The following is a 13,720-nucleotide window of genomic DNA, read 5'->3' as shown; positions in this document are numbered from 1 at the left end:
GAGAGCCGGTGACCCCGCCTCGGCCGTGCCTCTCGTACACGTAGGGAGTCGAGGGAGTTGCTGACATGAGGGAAGCCCGTGAGGCCTTCCGCCGCTTCTGGCCGCTGACCCGCGGTGACCGCAGGTGGATGCTGGTGATCGTGGGGTGCGTGGTGGTGTCCGCGCTCGCCGAGACGGCCTCCGTCCTGCTGTTCGCCGAACTCACCGACAACGCCCTCGAGGCCGGCTCGCTCTCCGCCTTCTGGGGTCCGGCCGGAGCCTGGCTGGGTGTCGCCGCGGTGGGCGCGCTCGTCGGCTACCTGGGCAACTCGCTCGCGACCTGGACGGCGGAACGGTTCGTCCTCCGGCTGCGCGCGAACGTCTTCGGTCACGTCCAGGACCTCCCGCCCCACTTCTTCCAGCGGCACCGCCGCGGTGACCTGGTGGAACGCCTGACGGGAGACGTGGAGGCCATCGAGCAACTGGTCGTGTCGGGCGTGGTCGGCACGATCTCCGCGGCCTTCTCCGCGGCTTTCTACGCGGCGGCGGCCCTGTGGCTCCGCTGGGACCTGGCCCTCGCCACCTTCGTCCTGGCCCCGCTCTTCCTGCTCGCCGCCCGCCGCTTCTCCGGCCGGATCAAGCAGGCCTCACAGGACGAACGCGTCGCCGACGGCGCGATCACCTCGGTGGTGGAGGAGTCGCTGGGCAACATCGTGCTGACCCAGGCGTACAACCGCCGCCGCGACGAGGAGCGGCGCCTCGACAAGGAGGCCCGCGCGTGGATGCGGGCCAGCGTGCGCGGAGCGCGGCTGAGCGAGATGTACGAGCAGTTCGTCGAGGTGGTCGAGACCCTCTGCGTCCTGTCGGTGATCGGCCTGGGCGTCTGGGAGATCTCGGCCGGCCGGATGACCCTCGGCGCCCTGCTCGCCTTCGCCGCGTTCATCGGCTACCTCTACCCGCCGGTCCGCAACCTCGGCCAACTCGGCCTGACGGTCACCGCGGCCACGGCGGGCGCGGAACGCATCGCGGAAATCCTGGACGCACAGCCGTCGGTGACGGACCCGGACGTCCCCGTCCCCGCCTGGCCGGTCCGGGGCCGGGTCAGCCTGCACGGCGTCTCGTTCCGCTACCCCGACGCGGCCCGCGAGTCACTGCGGGACGTCACCTTCACCGTGGGCCCCGGCGAACTGGTCCTGGTCACGGGCGCGAGCGGGGCCGGAAAGTCCACCCTCTCCAAACTCCTCACCCGCTTCTACGACCCAGACGAGGGCGTCGTCCGCCTGGACGGGGTCCCGCTCACGGACGTCCCGCTGGAGTTCGTCCGCGAGAACACTGCGCTGCTTCCCCAGCAGACCCTCGTCCTCAACGGCACGATCCGGGAGAACATCGGGTGCGGCCGCCCGGGCGCCACGGGCCCGGAGATCGAGCAAGCGGCCAGGTCGGCCGCCGCCCACGAGTTCATCGCCGCCCTTCCCGACGGCTACGACACCCATATCGCCCCGGGCACCGCGGCCCTCTCCGGCGGCCAGCTCCAGCGCGTCGCCATCGCCCGCGCGATGCTCCGCGCGGCCCCGGTGCTCGTCCTCGACGAACCCACCGCCGGCCTCGACTCGGTGGCCGCCCGGCAGATCGTCCAGCCCCTGCGGCGCCTCATGTCGGGCCGCACCACGATCATGATCACCCACGACCTGAGCCTCGCCCGCGACGCCGACCGCATCCTGGTCGTGGACGAGGGGCGGCTGCTGGACGCGGGAACGCACGACGAGCTGATGACCCGCTGCGCGGCCTACACCAGGCTGGTCGAACCGTGGTCGGAGCCGGCCCGGGAGACCACGGCACGCAGGCGGCCCACCGACGACACGCTGGTGCTGCGCCTCTGACGCGGCACCGCATCGCAGGCAACACCGCGTCGCAGTGTCGCCGCAGCACCGCGTCGCCGAGGCCGTCACCCCACCCGCAGCATGTACCCCAGCCCCCGTGCCGTCTGGATCAGCCGGGGTTCGCCGTACTGCTCCAGCTTGCGCCGCAGGTACATGACGTACACGTCGAGCGTGTTGGACGTCGGTTCGAAGTCGAAGCCCCAGACGTCCTTGTGGATCCGGGCGCGGCTGAGGACCTTCGTCGGATGGCGGAGGAAGTACTCCAGGAGGGAGTACTCGGTGGGGGTGAGGTCGAGCGGGCGGGCGGCGCGGGTGACCGTGTGGGAGGACAGGTCCATGACGATGTCGTGGAAGGCCAGCCGGGCGGAGGCGACCGCGGCGGACGGGGACGCCCGTCGGGTGCCCCGGCGCAGCAGGGCCCGCACCCGGGCCAGCAGCTCCTCCGCGGCGAACGGCTTCATCAGATAGTCGTCCGCTCCGTTGTCGAGGGCGACGATACGGTCGCCCACCGCGTCCCGGCCGGTGATCATCAGGATCGGGACGGTGGAGCCGGAGGCCCGGATCCGCCGGGTCGCGGCCAGCCCGTCCAGGCCGGGCATGGTGACGTCCATCAGGACCAGGTCGGGGGCGTTGCCGGGGGCTCCGACCAGGTCGAGCGCGAGATCGAGGGCGAGCCGTCCGTCCCCGGCGAGGACGGTCTCGTAGCCCTCGAAGCGGAGCAGCCGGCCGAGTCCCTCGCGGATGTCCGCGTCGTCGTCGGCCAGCAGTATCCTCCCCGCCGTACCCGCTCGCCGTGCCGTTCCCCCGCCCGCTGCCGCCCCCGCCGTCCCCTTCACCGTTCGTATCACCATTCCCTCACGGTGGAGCGAGGGGCTGTGGCGGAGCTGGCAGAGGGATGTCAGGAGGCCGTGGGGGTCCAGTCGCCCAGCCAGTCCGCGACCTCCTGGGCGGCGGCCTGGGCGTCGGTCAGCAGGGGCCGGTCGGAGCTCGCGGCGCCCGAGCCCGCGCCGGTGTTCTTGTACTCCGCGAACCGGTCGTCCTTCCAGGAGAAGCCGCCCATGTCGGACCAGGGGGTGGTCTTGATCGCGGCGCTGAGGGAGGTGTTGCGGACGGTGGTCTGCGGGTCGAGGGTCGCGTCGCCGCCCGCGTGCCAGTTGCGGCCGAGGAAGAAGCTCCGGTCGGACACGTCACCGTTCACCGTGGAGTTGGCGATCAGGATGCCCTTGCGGCCGGCGGCCGTGCTGGGGGCCGTGACATAGCCGGCCGAGGTGCCGTTCCAGCGCTTCTTCAGGGTGATGACAGACTTGTCGATCACCGCGGTGGCCCGGCCGAAGATGAAGTCGGTGTTGCCGATGACGTAGGAGTTGGTGATGTAGACGCGGCCCAGCTTCTCCTTGGCCGCGGTGTCCACCAGCAGGGTGTCCTGGTCGCCGCTGACGATGACGCTGTCGAGGAACACCTTGTCGGCGGAGGTGCGCAGGGCTACCGCCTGGTTCGCGATGTCCTGGTGGGCGGCCTCGTCGAAGTCGTTGGAGATGGTCAGGTTACGGGCCTGGAAGTCGTCCGCGTCGACGGCGACGGTCGCGCTGCCGCCGGTGCCGTACGTGCCGGAACCGTCGGGCTTCGGCGTACCGGACGCGTTGTCGTAGACGATCGTGGTGTCCTTGCGGCTGCCGCCGGTGCCCTGGATGGTGACGTGCGGCTTGTTGGACGGGACCTTGACCAGCTCGCGGTACGTGCCCGGCTTGACGGCGATCACGACGCGCGCGGGGTTGTTCGCCGGCACGGCGTTCACGGCGGCCTGCACGGTCGTGTACTGCCCGCTGCCGTCCTTGGCGACGGTGAGCGTGGTCGCGGCCGCCGCCTTCGTGGTGGCCGTCGTCGTGCTCGCGGAGGCGCCGATCGAACTGCGCGGGCCCGCGCCCGACTTGAGCAGCGCCGGTACGTCGGCCGCCTTGTCGAGGGTGTACGCGTAGTACGTCTTCGGGTCCCAGGCCGCGCCCGTGCCGCCGCTCTCGTTCTTGCCGGTCGTGCCGGAGAAGACGTTGCCGCGCTGGACGAGGGTGGCGCCGGCGTCCCGGACGACGGGGTTGGTCAGGCCCTGGAAGTAGGAGTTCTCCAGGACCATGTTCGTCCCGCCGCGCGAGTAGTTGCCGTACGAGGACTTGATGTCCGTCCCCGCCACGTCCTCCAGGAAGTTGTTGTACAGGTGCGCGTGGGCGACGTTGTCCGTGGACGGGTTGCGCTGCTCGGTCTCGCGGATCCAGTTGTGGTGGATCGTGATGTCGGCGGTGACGTTGTCGGTCCAGCCGATGCCGAACGCCTTGTTCTCCTGGCTCAGCTTGTTCCAGGACACCGTCAGATAGGTCGTGTCCTTGCGGCTGTCGATGAGCCCGTCGGCCATGTGCCGGATGTCGTTGTGGTCGATCCAGACGTGGTGCGCGCCGTCCATCTGGATGCCGTCGTAGTCGTGCTCCTTGTCGTTCCAGACGCCCTGGTAGGCGTCCCGGATCGTCAGGTTCCGGATGATCACGTTGTGGACGCCCTGGCCGAGGAAGAATCCGCCGCCGACGATGTGCCCGGCGGTCCCGGACCCCACGATCGTCTTGTCCGACCGGACCTTGATCTCTTTCCCGACCGGGTCCATGGTGATCGTCGCGGCGACGACGATGACGTACGGCTCGGCGGCGGTCGCGTACTTCTCGAGGTCGGCGAGGGTCTTCACGGTGACGGTCTTGCCGTCCCGGCCGCCGTACGTGCCGTTCTGCCCCAGGGCGTTGACGGAGGCGAAGCCGTCGGCGGTGGCGGTCGCCCAGGCGGGCGTGGCCGCGGTCGCGGCCGATGCCCTCGCCTGCGCGTCCGCGCCGAAGAGCCCGAGGTCCGTGCCGTAGGCGAGGGTGCCGGCGGCGGTGAGGGCGAGGGGTACGCCGATCGCGACCGCGGCGCTGCGCCTGCGGTGACGGGGCCTGCTGGTGCCTCTGCTTCGGTGCGCGCTCATACGACCATCCGTTCCGTGCGGGGGGAGTTGATGCGCCCCTGGGTCGCCGCCCGGATCGGAAAGGTTGCCGAACTCACGGAAATGCGTGAGGAGAGTGTCGTCCGCCTTCTACGAGGGAATGGCGGGATCCTCCGGCGGAGGCGTCGGCGCCCCCGGCAGCCGGACCGTCGCCACCGTGCCGCCGCCGTCCGCGCGGGCCAGCCCGACCTGGCCGCCGGCCTGTTCCACGGTGCGGGCGACGATCGAGAGGCCGAGGCCCGAGCCCGGGAGGGCCCGCGCGCTGGGGGAGCGCCAGAAGCGGTCGAAGACGTGCGGGAGTTCCTCGGTGGGGATACCGGGGCCGTGGTCGCGGACCGTCAGCGTCCCGTGGCTCAGCCGGACGTCGATCGTGCCGCCCTCGGGGCTGAACTTCACCGCGTTGTCCAGGATGTTGACCACCGCCCGCTCCAGCGCGGCCGGCTCCGCCCGGGTGTACCAGGGCTCCAGCGAGGCCGTGATGGTCAGCTCCGGGCCGCGCAGCCGGGCCCGGCGCAGCGCCGACTCCACCGCGTCCTCCAGCGAGACCACCTGCACGCGTTCGCCGCGCTGGCCCTCGGAACGGGACAGTTCCTGGAGGTCGCCGATGAGTGACGCCAGCTCGGTCATCTGCGCCTTCACGGAGGCGAGGAGCGCCTTGCGGTCCGCCGGGGGGATCGGACGGCCCGTCTCCTCGCTGCGGGTGAGGAGCTCGATGTTGGTGCGCAGGGAGGTGAGCGGGGTGCGCAGCTCGTGACCGGCGTCCGCGATCAGCTGCTGCTGGAGCTCACGGGAGTTGGCGAGGGACGCGGTCATCGAGTTGAAGGAACGGGAGAGGCGCGCGACCTCGTCGTCGCTGTCGTCCTCGACGGGGATCCGGATGCTCAGGTCCTCCGTCCGGGCCACGTGCTCGACGGCCTCGGTGAGCTTGTCGACCGGCCGCAGCCCCGCACGGGCGACCGCGAGGCCGGCGGCGCCGGCACCGACGACTCCGATACCGGAGACGAGGAGGAGGATGAGGGCCAGGTCGTTGAGGGTGGACTCGGTGCCCTTCAGGGGCACGGCGACCATGACGGCTCCGTAGGACTGCTCCCCGGTGGCGGTGTTCTCAAGGGAGGCCGGCGTGGTCATCACGCGTACCGAATCGCCGTTGCCGTCGGTGCCGTTACGGATGAGGTACTTGCCGCTGCTCGCGTTCTTGATCACTTCTTTGTCGGCTTGGGTGACCTTGATCGAGCCTTCGGAGTCCTCGATGACGCAGGGGGTTCCGTCGGCCGTGACCACCTGGGTGTAGAGGTCGTTCCGGAACGGGTTGTTGCTCGTCTGCGGAGTCTGGGTGCAGTTGGCGAGCGCGTTCTGCATCTGGACGAACTGCCCCGGTCCCTTCATCCGTGACTGCTTCAGATCCTCGTCGACCTGGTCGTACAACTTCCCCTGCACGAGGAACCAGCAGGTCACCGAGACCGCCGCCACCGCGAAGGCCACGGCGGCAGCGACGAGCATCGACAGCCGGGCCCGGATCGGCAGCGAGCGGAACCGCCGTACGACCTTGTTCACTCCGCCCCGCCCTGTCGCAACACGTACCCGACGCCCCGCACGGTGTGCACGAGGCGCGGCTCGCCACCCGCTTCCGTCTTGCGGCGCAGGTACATCACGTACACGTCCAGCGAGTTGGACGACGGTTCGAAGTCGAAGCCCCAGACCGCCTTCAGGATCTGCTCACGGGTGAGGACCTGGCGCGGGTGGGCCATGAACATCTCCAGGAGGGTGAACTCCGTGCGGGTCAGTTCCACCGGGCGTCCGCCGCGGGTGACCTCGCGGGTCGCGAGGTCCATGCGCAGGTCGGCGAAGGTGAGAGCCTCGTCCTCCTCCACGGTGCCCGCTCCGGCCGCCGCCGCGTAGGAGCTGCGCCGCAGCAGGGCCCGTACGCGGGCGAACAGTTCGTCCAGTTCGAAGGGCTTGACCAGGTAGTCGTCCGCCCCGGCGTCCAGTCCCGTGACCCGGTCGCCGACCGTGTCACGGGCCGTGAGCATCAGGATGGGCGTGGTGTCGCCGGCCCCGCGGATGCGGCGCGCGGCGGTGAGGCCGTCCATGCGCGGCATCTGGATGTCCAGCACCACCAGGTCGGGCTGATAGGCGGTCGCCTTCTCCAGCGCGTCCGCGCCGTCCACGGCGACCTGCGTGTCGTAGCCCTCGAAGGCGAGGCTGCGCTGGAGTGCTTCACGCACCGCCGGCTCGTCGTCGACGATCAGGATGCGCTGGGTGTCACGGTCGCCTTCGGCGGGGCTCATGGGCGTGGTTTCCTCGGGTGCGGTGGGACGACGGGAGGCCGGACCTGCTGAACGTGCTGAGTGTCCTCAGCCTCGCACGGTTCCCGGTGTGCGCGTGAAGAGCGGGTTGCGGTGGGATCAGCCGCGCAGGGCCGCGAGCCGGTTCAGCGGCACCTTGCGCTGGTGCGGGCGGGCCGCGGTGGTGCGCAGACCCATCAGCTGCGGGACCGCCACCTCCGGCGCGCGGGTGGGCGCGACCGGCGGGTGCAGCTCGTACGCCACGTCGAGGGCCAGACCGAGGTCGGCCGCACCGAAACCGGTCACCGTGTGCGAAACCTGCTTGATCATGACGTACTCCCTGACTCGGTGGTGGGTTGTCAGCTGTCGGAGCCGCCGGCCCGCAGTGTGGCGAGGTCGGCCTTGACGGTGTTGATCGGGATGGCGAAGCCGAGGCCGACGCTGCCGGCGTCGGCGGAGGAGGACGAGTCCGTCGCGGCGGAGTACATCGCGGAGTTGATGCCGATGATGTTGCCGCTGGCGTCGATGAGCGCGCCGCCGGAGTTGCCGGGGTTCAGGGAGGCGTCCGTCTGGAGCGCCTTGTACGTCGTCGTGGACGTCCCCGTGTCGCCGTTGAACTGCTGGCCGCCGAACTGGAAGGGCCAGTTGCCGTCGCCGCCCTGGCCGCCCTGGCTCTCGCTCTGGCTCTCGTCGGTCGAGACGGTCACGTCCCTGCTCAGCGCGGAGACGATGCCGCTGGTGACGGTGCCGGTCAGGCCCTCGGGGGAGCCGATCGCCACGACCGTGTCGCCGACCTTGACGCCGTCGGAGTTGCCGAGGGTCGCCGCCTTCAGGCCGGACGCGTTCTCCAGCTTGATGAGCGCGAGGTCCTTCTTGCTGTCCGTGCCGACGACCTTGGCGGTGTACGACTTCCCGTCGCTCGTCGACACCTTGATCGAGGTGGCGCCGGAGATGACGTGGTTGTTGGTGACGATCTCGCCGCCGCTGGTGATGATCACACCGGAGCCGGTGGACGTCCCGTTGCTGAGCGTGGCGCTGACCTCGACGACGCTCGGGCTGACCGCCGCCGCGATGGTGGCCACGTCACCCGTCTTGCTGGAGGGCACCACGCTGGTGGTGGTGGACGAGGAGACCACCTCGTCCTTGCCGGTCAGCTCCTGGATGCCGTAGGCCGTGCCGCCGCCTATGGCCGCCGCGACGATCGCCACGGCGGCGAGCAGCGCGAACGGGCCGCGGGCGCGCTTCTTCCGGTCGGGCGCCGGCTCGGAGGCCACGGGGGTGAGGAGAGCGGTTCCGCCGCCGTTGCCGCCGTGGCCGCCGTAGCCGCCGTTGTCGGCGCCACCGGCCGCTGCCTGGGTCTGCCACACCGCGGTGGGCTCGACGGCCGTCGGCTGCGGCTGGTGCGCGGACTGCTGCACCGGCTGCACGGGCTGCTGCTGCACCGACTGCTGCTGCACGGGCTGCGCGACCGGCTCGTAGGCCGGCGGGGGCGGCCACTCCGGGTTCACCGGGGAGGAGCCCAGGGGGGCGGAGGCGTGCTGCTGGGCGCCCTCGTACGGGGCCTGGTACGGGTTCTCGAAGTTCTCGTACTCGCCGCTGCGGCGGATGCTCTCGGTCATGGAACGAAGCTTCTCGCCCGACCATGAGAGCTCCCTGAGTGCTCCCTGAGAAGCCCGCCAGAACCTCGTATGCCCGATATAAAGAGCGATCCCGAAGTAGGGCGGAGTCTCTCAGAGGCGTCTCATGCACGGCTCGGGCAAGCCCGTGTACGGCTGTTCAGGCCCGTGAACGAATCCTTCAGGCCTGCGAACGGCTACTCGCAGCCGCAGGACCGCCGTACCACCAGCTGCGACGGGAACACCTTCAACCGCTCGCGCCGCGAGCCCGCGACCCGCAGACCGTCGTCCAGGACGAGGTCGACCGCCGCCCGGGCCATCGCCGAGCGGTCCGATGCGATCGTTGTCATGGGCGGGTCGGCGAGGGCCGCTTCCTTGATGTCGTCGAAGCCGATGACCGCCAGCTCGCCTGGCACGTCGATGCGCAGCTCGCGCGCCGCGCGCAGCAGGCCGATCGCCTGGTCGTCGGTGGAGCAGAACACGGCCGGCGGCCGATCCGGGCCCGCCAGCAGTTCCAGGGAGACGCGGTAGGCGTCGTAGCGGTTGTACGGCGCCTCGAAGAGTCGGCCCTCGGTGCTGACGCCGGCCTCGTCCATCGCGCGCCGCCAGCCCTCGACGTGGTCGGAGACCGGGTCGCCGACGGAGGGGGTCTCCGCGGTGCCGCCGACACAGGCCACGTACTCGTAGCCGTGCTCCAGGAGGTGGCGTACGGCGAGCTGGGCGCCGCCCAGGTCGTCGGTGACGACGGCGACGTCGTCGATGGCCTCGGGGCGTTCGTGCAGCAGCACCACCCGGGCGTCCCAGGCGTCGATCTCCGCGGCCGCAAGGTCGTTCAGCGCGTGGCTGACGAGGATGAGGCCCGAGACGCGCATCCCGAGGAACGCCCGCAGATAGTGGACCTCGCGCTCGGCGACGTAGTCGGTGTTGCCGACCAGCACCATCTTTCCGCGCTCGGAGGCGGCCTGCTCGACCGCGTGCGCCATCTCGCCGAAGAAGGGCTGACGGGCGTCCGGGATGATCAGGCCTATGAGGTCGGTGCGCCGTGACGCCATCGCCTGGGCGACCCGGTCGGGCCGGTACCCCAGCTCCTTGATGGCGGCGAGGACACGCTCGCGCGTGGCCGGTGCGACCGGCCGGGGTCCGTTGTTGATGACATAGCTGACGACAGCGGTCGAAGTACCCGCCAGTCGCGCCACGTCATCCCGAGTCACCTTGGCCACCCGCGGAGTCTACGCGGATGGACCCGCTCTGGGCAGGGCGTACAGGAGCTTCCCTGTGCGCGGGCGACGCCCTTCCCGAGCGGGTGCCGGGCTTACCGGCGGGTACTACGCCTCCGCCGTGACCTCCGCGGCGTCCAGGGCGGCGACGTTGTCCGTATCGTCCGCTTTTGACTGCTCCGGCCGGTCCGTCTTGGCCTTGGCTTCGTCACTCGCGCGCTCCCCCTTCTCAGGGGTAACGAATCGATAACCGACGTTCCGGACGGTTCCGATCAGCGACTCGTGCTCGGGGCCGAGCTTGGCGCGCAGGCGTCGTACGTGGACGTCGACGGTACGGGTGCCGCCGAAGTAGTCGTAGCCCCAGACCTCCTGGAGCAGCTGTGCGCGGGTGAACACCCGGCCCGGGTGCTGGGCCAGGTACTTCAGGAGCTCGAACTCCTTGAAGGTCAGGTCCAGGACCCGCCCCTTCAGCTTCGCGCTGTAGGTCGCCTCGTCGACCGACAGGTCGCCGTTGCGGATCTCCATCGGGGAGTCGTCGTTGACGATCTGCTGGCGGCCCATGGCCAGCCGCAGCCGGGCCTCGACCTCGGCCGGTCCGGCGGTGTCCAGCAGGACGTCGTCGATGCCCCAGTCGGCGGTGACGGCGGCGAGGCCGCCCTCGGTCACGACCAGGATGAGCGGACAGCCGGGTCCGGTGGAGCGCAGCAGCTGGCAGAGGCTGCGGACCTGGGGCAGGTCGCGGCGGCCGTCGATCAGGATGACGTCGGCACCGGGGGTGTCGACGAGAGCGGGGCCTTCGGCCGGGGCCACCCGCACGTTGTGCAGCAGCAGTCCGAGGGCCGGAAGCACCTCCGTCGACGGCTGGAGAGCGTTGGTCAGGAGCAGCAGAGAACTCATATGTCTGGTTCCTCCTCGGTCCCTGCGAGGACATTGCGGCACTGCGGCTTTTGCGGCACTGCTCTGCGATCCCGGGGGGCCGTACACCCGCGGTCACCTGGCGTTTCCCGCCCGGTTCCCATTTCGTATACAACGCTTCCGAAAGCACAAAAGGACCCGGGGGCTACGCTGCCCGAGTCCTCTGTCCAGCAGAATAGCCCACATGAGCAGCGGTCCGGCAGGTCATGTGGCACGTTCCACCGTTCGTCCGTATTCCGAGACGGGCACGCACGCACCATTGCGGACGTTTCTGCCCACCGCCGACGGGATTTCCGTCGATTCCGTATACGAACCGGGTGCGGCCGTATACGACGCCTCCGCGCCATCCGTCCGTCACCCGGTGTTCGTCGTCGCCCACGGGTTCACCGGGGACGTGGACCGCCCGCACGTGCGGCGCGTGGCGTCCGCCCTCGCCGAACACGGCGCCGTCGTCACCTTCTCCTTCCGGGGCCACGGCCGCTCGGGCGGACACTCGACGGTCGGCGACCGCGAGGTCCTCGATTTGGCCGCCGTCGTGGAGTGGGCCCGCTCGCTCGGGCACGCGCGCGTGGTGACCGTCGGCTTCTCGATGGGCGGCTCGGTGGTCCTGCGGCACGCGGCGCTGTACGAGGGGACGGTGGACGCCGTCGTCTCCGTGAGCGCCCCCGCCCGCTGGTACTACCGCGGCACGGCCCCGATGCGCCGGCTGCACTGGATGGTCACCCGCCCCGAGGGCCGCCTGGTCGGCCGCTACGGCTTCCGCACCCGTATCCACCGCCGCGAGTGGGACCCCGTCCCGCTGTCCCCGGTCGAGGCGGTCCCGAAGATCGCGCCGACGCCCTTGCTGATCGTGCACGGGGACCAGGACGGCTACTTCCCCCTCGACCACCCCCGGATGTTGGCCGAGGCGGCCGCCGGGCACGGCGAACTCTGGTTGGAGCACGGCATGGGCCACGCCGAGCACGCGGCCGACGACGGCCTGCTGGCCCGTATCGGGGACTGGGCGGTAGCGCGGGCGGGCTAGCCTGACCGTGTACACAGCCGATCGATTGAGGAACCTGATGCCCAAGGTCACGGTGCGCTACTGGGCGGCCGCCAAGGCCGCGGCCGGGGTCGCCGAGGAGCCGCACGACGCGGCCACACTCGCCGAGGCACTCGACGCCGCACGTGCGCGACACCCCGGTGAACTCGTGCGTGTCCTGCAACGATGCTCGTTCCTCGTCGACGGTGACCCCGTGGGCACCCGCGAACATGAGACGGTACGGCTGGCCGACGGCGGCACGGTCGAGGTGCTCCCGCCGTTCGCAGGAGGGTGAGATGACCGACCAGCCGTACGACCAGCAGGGCCATGAGGGGTACGAGGGCTACGAGGGTTACGACCCGTACGCCCAGCAGCCCCAGCAGGCTCATCAGCCCCGGCACGCTCAGCAGCAGGCTTGGCCGGGGCAGCAGCAGGGGTACGAGGACCCGCAGGCCCACCTCCAGCACACGCAGCAGTGGCAGGGCCAGACCTGGGAGACGAGCGTCCAGGCGCCGGTCACCCCGGCCGACCCGGCCCGGACCGCCTATCTGCCCCCGCAGACCGGCGAGGCGCCGAGCTACGGCAGCCCGCAGCCCGCGTACGGCAACACTCCCGCGTACGACGAGGCATCCGGGTACGGAGGCGCCCCCGGCTACGGGGACGCCTCCGCGTACGGCAACGGCCCGGCGTACGGCGGCCCCGCGGCGGGCGCGCCCCTGCCGCCGGAGAACCACGTGCACCCGCAGAACCACGTGCAGCCGCACAACCATCCCCAGGCACAGCCGCACAACCAGTCCCAGGCTCAGCACCACGCCCAGGCGGGAAGCTGGCAGGACCCGGCACCGCAGCAGGCCTCCCACCCGTCCTCGGCGCCCGCCGCCCCCCTTGCTTCCGTCCCCGTGCCGGAACCCGCGACCGGAGACACCGGCATGACCTACGGCCCCGCCACCCTGGCCGGCAACGCCCGTGTCACCGACGCCCAGCGGGCCCGCCTGGAGGGACGTTCGCCGATCATCGAGCCGGGGATGCAGCCCGCCGCGCTCACCGCGGTCCTCGGTCTGCTCCTCTCCGGTGCGGCGGCCATCGGCTCGTACGCCCTCCTCGTCCCCCTCGTCGCGCTCCAGGCCGTCACCGCGGCGGGCTGGTTCCGGCTGAACGGCATGTGGCCCGCCCGCCAGGGCATCGCGCTCGCCTTCCTGGGCGCACTGGTGTCGGACGCGGCGCTCCTCGCGGCGGGCCGGGAGAACGCGCCCGCCGCGATCTTCGGCACCCTCGGCGTCTGGGTCCTGCTCTGTCTGGTGCTCCAGCTGCGCTCGCACGCCGACCCCGACGAACGTATGTACGGGCTGATGGCGACCGTCGCCTCCTCCGCGCTGGCCGTCCTGGCCACCGGGCACCTCGGCGCCGAGCCGGACGCGGTGACTGTCGGCACGGCCGCGGTGGCGGTGGCCGTGCTGGCCCGGGCGCTGCCGCTGCCCACCCCGGCCTCCGTCGTGGTGGCCCTGCTCGCCGCCGCGGGCGCGGGCATCGCGGTCGGCGGGATGACCGGCCTCGGCGCCAAGGGTGCGCTGCTCGGCGCGGGCGCGGCGGTCTGCGCGCTCATCGGCCACCGGGTCGCGAGCTACGACTACCCCTCCCGCTTCGTCCACTTCACGGCGGGCGTGGCCCTGCCGCTGGCCGCCGCCGCGCCCGCGGTCTACGTGCTCGGGCGGGCGCTGGCGTAGGGGTAAGGGGTAAAGAGCGGTGATGGTCTGTCACAGGTGATCGACAAATCGCCGGTGCCCCTTCCGC

At 71.2% G+C, this 13,720-nt stretch carries 12 protein-coding genes; 4 read left to right on the top strand and 8 right to left on the bottom strand.

Features of this window, described 5'->3' with window-relative positions; all coding sequences use genetic code 11:
* The first annotated feature begins 65 nt into the window (after positions 1–65).
* Positions 66–1,859, top strand: coding sequence for an ABC transporter ATP-binding protein (locus OG736_RS20900; RefSeq protein ID WP_327183800.1), 1,794 nt, complete (start codon positions 66–68; stop codon positions 1,857–1,859).
* Between the two features lie 65 nt (positions 1,860–1,924).
* Here the strand turns inward: OG736_RS20900 and OG736_RS20895 are convergent, their stop codons facing one another.
* The 8 genes from OG736_RS20895 to OG736_RS20860 form a co-directional block, all read right to left on the bottom strand.
* On the bottom strand, positions 1,925–2,710 hold the full coding sequence (locus OG736_RS20895; RefSeq protein ID WP_327183799.1) for a response regulator transcription factor: 786 nt from the start codon (positions 2,708–2,710) through the stop codon (positions 1,925–1,927).
* Between the two features lie 47 nt (positions 2,711–2,757).
* Positions 2,758–4,857 carry a pectinesterase family protein gene (locus tag OG736_RS20890; protein ID WP_327183798.1) on the bottom strand — a complete coding sequence of 700 codons (2,100 nt, stop codon included), beginning with the start codon at positions 4,855–4,857 and terminating at the stop codon, positions 2,758–2,760.
* A gap of 108 nt (positions 4,858–4,965) precedes the next feature.
* Complete coding sequence (locus OG736_RS20885; RefSeq protein WP_327183797.1) at positions 4,966–6,429, bottom strand: HAMP domain-containing sensor histidine kinase; 1,464 nt, start codon at positions 6,427–6,429, stop codon at positions 4,966–4,968.
* On the bottom strand, positions 6,426–7,163 hold the full coding sequence (locus OG736_RS20880; RefSeq protein WP_327183796.1) for a response regulator transcription factor: 738 nt from the start codon (positions 7,161–7,163) through the stop codon (positions 6,426–6,428). Before OG736_RS20880 ends, OG736_RS20885 begins: the two co-directional genes overlap by 4 nt.
* Positions 7,164–7,280: 117 nt before the next feature.
* Entirely contained in the window at positions 7,281–7,490 is a 210-nt protein-coding gene (locus OG736_RS20875) for a hypothetical protein (RefSeq protein WP_327183795.1), read from the bottom strand.
* 29 nt (positions 7,491–7,519) lie between these two features.
* On the bottom strand, positions 7,520–8,779 hold the full coding sequence (locus tag OG736_RS20870; protein WP_327183794.1) for a S1C family serine protease: 1,260 nt from the start codon (positions 8,777–8,779) through the stop codon (positions 7,520–7,522).
* Between the two features lie 194 nt (positions 8,780–8,973).
* Positions 8,974–9,996 (bottom strand): LacI family DNA-binding transcriptional regulator, encoded by a 1,023-nt coding sequence (locus OG736_RS20865; protein ID WP_171398063.1) that lies wholly within the window; start codon positions 9,994–9,996, stop codon positions 8,974–8,976.
* Positions 9,997–10,101: 105 nt separating this feature from the next.
* The gene (locus OG736_RS20860) at positions 10,102–10,890 is read right to left on the bottom strand and encodes a winged helix-turn-helix transcriptional regulator (RefSeq protein WP_327183793.1); all 789 of its coding nucleotides are present in this window, start codon (positions 10,888–10,890) and stop codon (positions 10,102–10,104) included.
* Between the two features lie 202 nt (positions 10,891–11,092).
* Between OG736_RS20860 and OG736_RS20855 the strand changes: the two genes are divergently transcribed.
* From OG736_RS20855 to OG736_RS20845, 3 genes are read left to right on the top strand one after another with little or no spacing between them, the layout of a single operon-like run.
* On the top strand, positions 11,093–11,932 hold the full coding sequence (locus tag OG736_RS20855; protein WP_327183792.1) for an alpha/beta hydrolase: 840 nt from the start codon (positions 11,093–11,095) through the stop codon (positions 11,930–11,932).
* A gap of 37 nt (positions 11,933–11,969) precedes the next feature.
* A complete protein-coding gene (locus OG736_RS20850; RefSeq protein WP_020130366.1) occupies positions 11,970–12,224 on the top strand; it encodes a MoaD/ThiS family protein in 255 nt (84 codons plus the stop codon).
* A 1-nt stretch (position 12,225) separates the two neighbouring features.
* The gene (locus OG736_RS20845; RefSeq protein ID WP_327183791.1) at positions 12,226–13,653 is read left to right on the top strand and encodes a hypothetical protein; all 1,428 of its coding nucleotides are present in this window, start codon (positions 12,226–12,228) and stop codon (positions 13,651–13,653) included.
* Positions 13,654–13,720 lie beyond the last annotated feature (67 nt).

The organism is Streptomyces sp. NBC_01334 (assembly GCF_035983595.1).
Taxonomy (GTDB): Bacteria; Actinomycetota; Actinomycetes; order Streptomycetales; family Streptomycetaceae; genus Streptomyces; species Streptomyces coriariae.
Note: the sequence above shows the minus strand (reverse complement) of the source record. Positions and strands in the feature narration are given on the sequence as shown.

What these genes read in the sequence shown, in the direction of transcription:
- OG736_RS20900 (WP_327183800.1), top strand. Translation starts at nt 66, where the DNA reads ATGAGGGAAGCCCGTGAGGCCTTCCGCCGCTTCTGGCCGCTGACCCGC.
- OG736_RS20895 (WP_327183799.1), bottom strand. Translation starts at nt 2,710, where the DNA reads ATGGTGATACGAACGGTGAAGGGGACGGCGGGGGCGGCAGCGGGCGGG.
- OG736_RS20890 (WP_327183798.1), bottom strand. Translation starts at nt 4,857, where the DNA reads ATGAGCGCGCACCGAAGCAGAGGCACCAGCAGGCCCCGTCACCGCAGG.
- OG736_RS20880 (WP_327183796.1), bottom strand. Translation starts at nt 7,163, where the DNA reads ATGAGCCCCGCCGAAGGCGACCGTGACACCCAGCGCATCCTGATCGTC.
- OG736_RS20875 (WP_327183795.1), bottom strand. Translation starts at nt 7,490, where the DNA reads ATGATCAAGCAGGTTTCGCACACGGTGACCGGTTTCGGTGCGGCCGAC.
- OG736_RS20870 (WP_327183794.1), bottom strand. Translation starts at nt 8,779, where the DNA reads ATGACCGAGAGCATCCGCCGCAGCGGCGAGTACGAGAACTTCGAGAAC.
- OG736_RS20860 (WP_327183793.1), bottom strand. Translation starts at nt 10,890, where the DNA reads ATGAGTTCTCTGCTGCTCCTGACCAACGCTCTCCAGCCGTCGACGGAG.
- OG736_RS20855 (WP_327183792.1), top strand. Translation starts at nt 11,093, where the DNA reads ATGAGCAGCGGTCCGGCAGGTCATGTGGCACGTTCCACCGTTCGTCCG.
- OG736_RS20850 (WP_020130366.1), top strand. Translation starts at nt 11,970, where the DNA reads ATGCCCAAGGTCACGGTGCGCTACTGGGCGGCCGCCAAGGCCGCGGCC.
- OG736_RS20845 (WP_327183791.1), top strand. Translation starts at nt 12,226, where the DNA reads ATGACCGACCAGCCGTACGACCAGCAGGGCCATGAGGGGTACGAGGGC.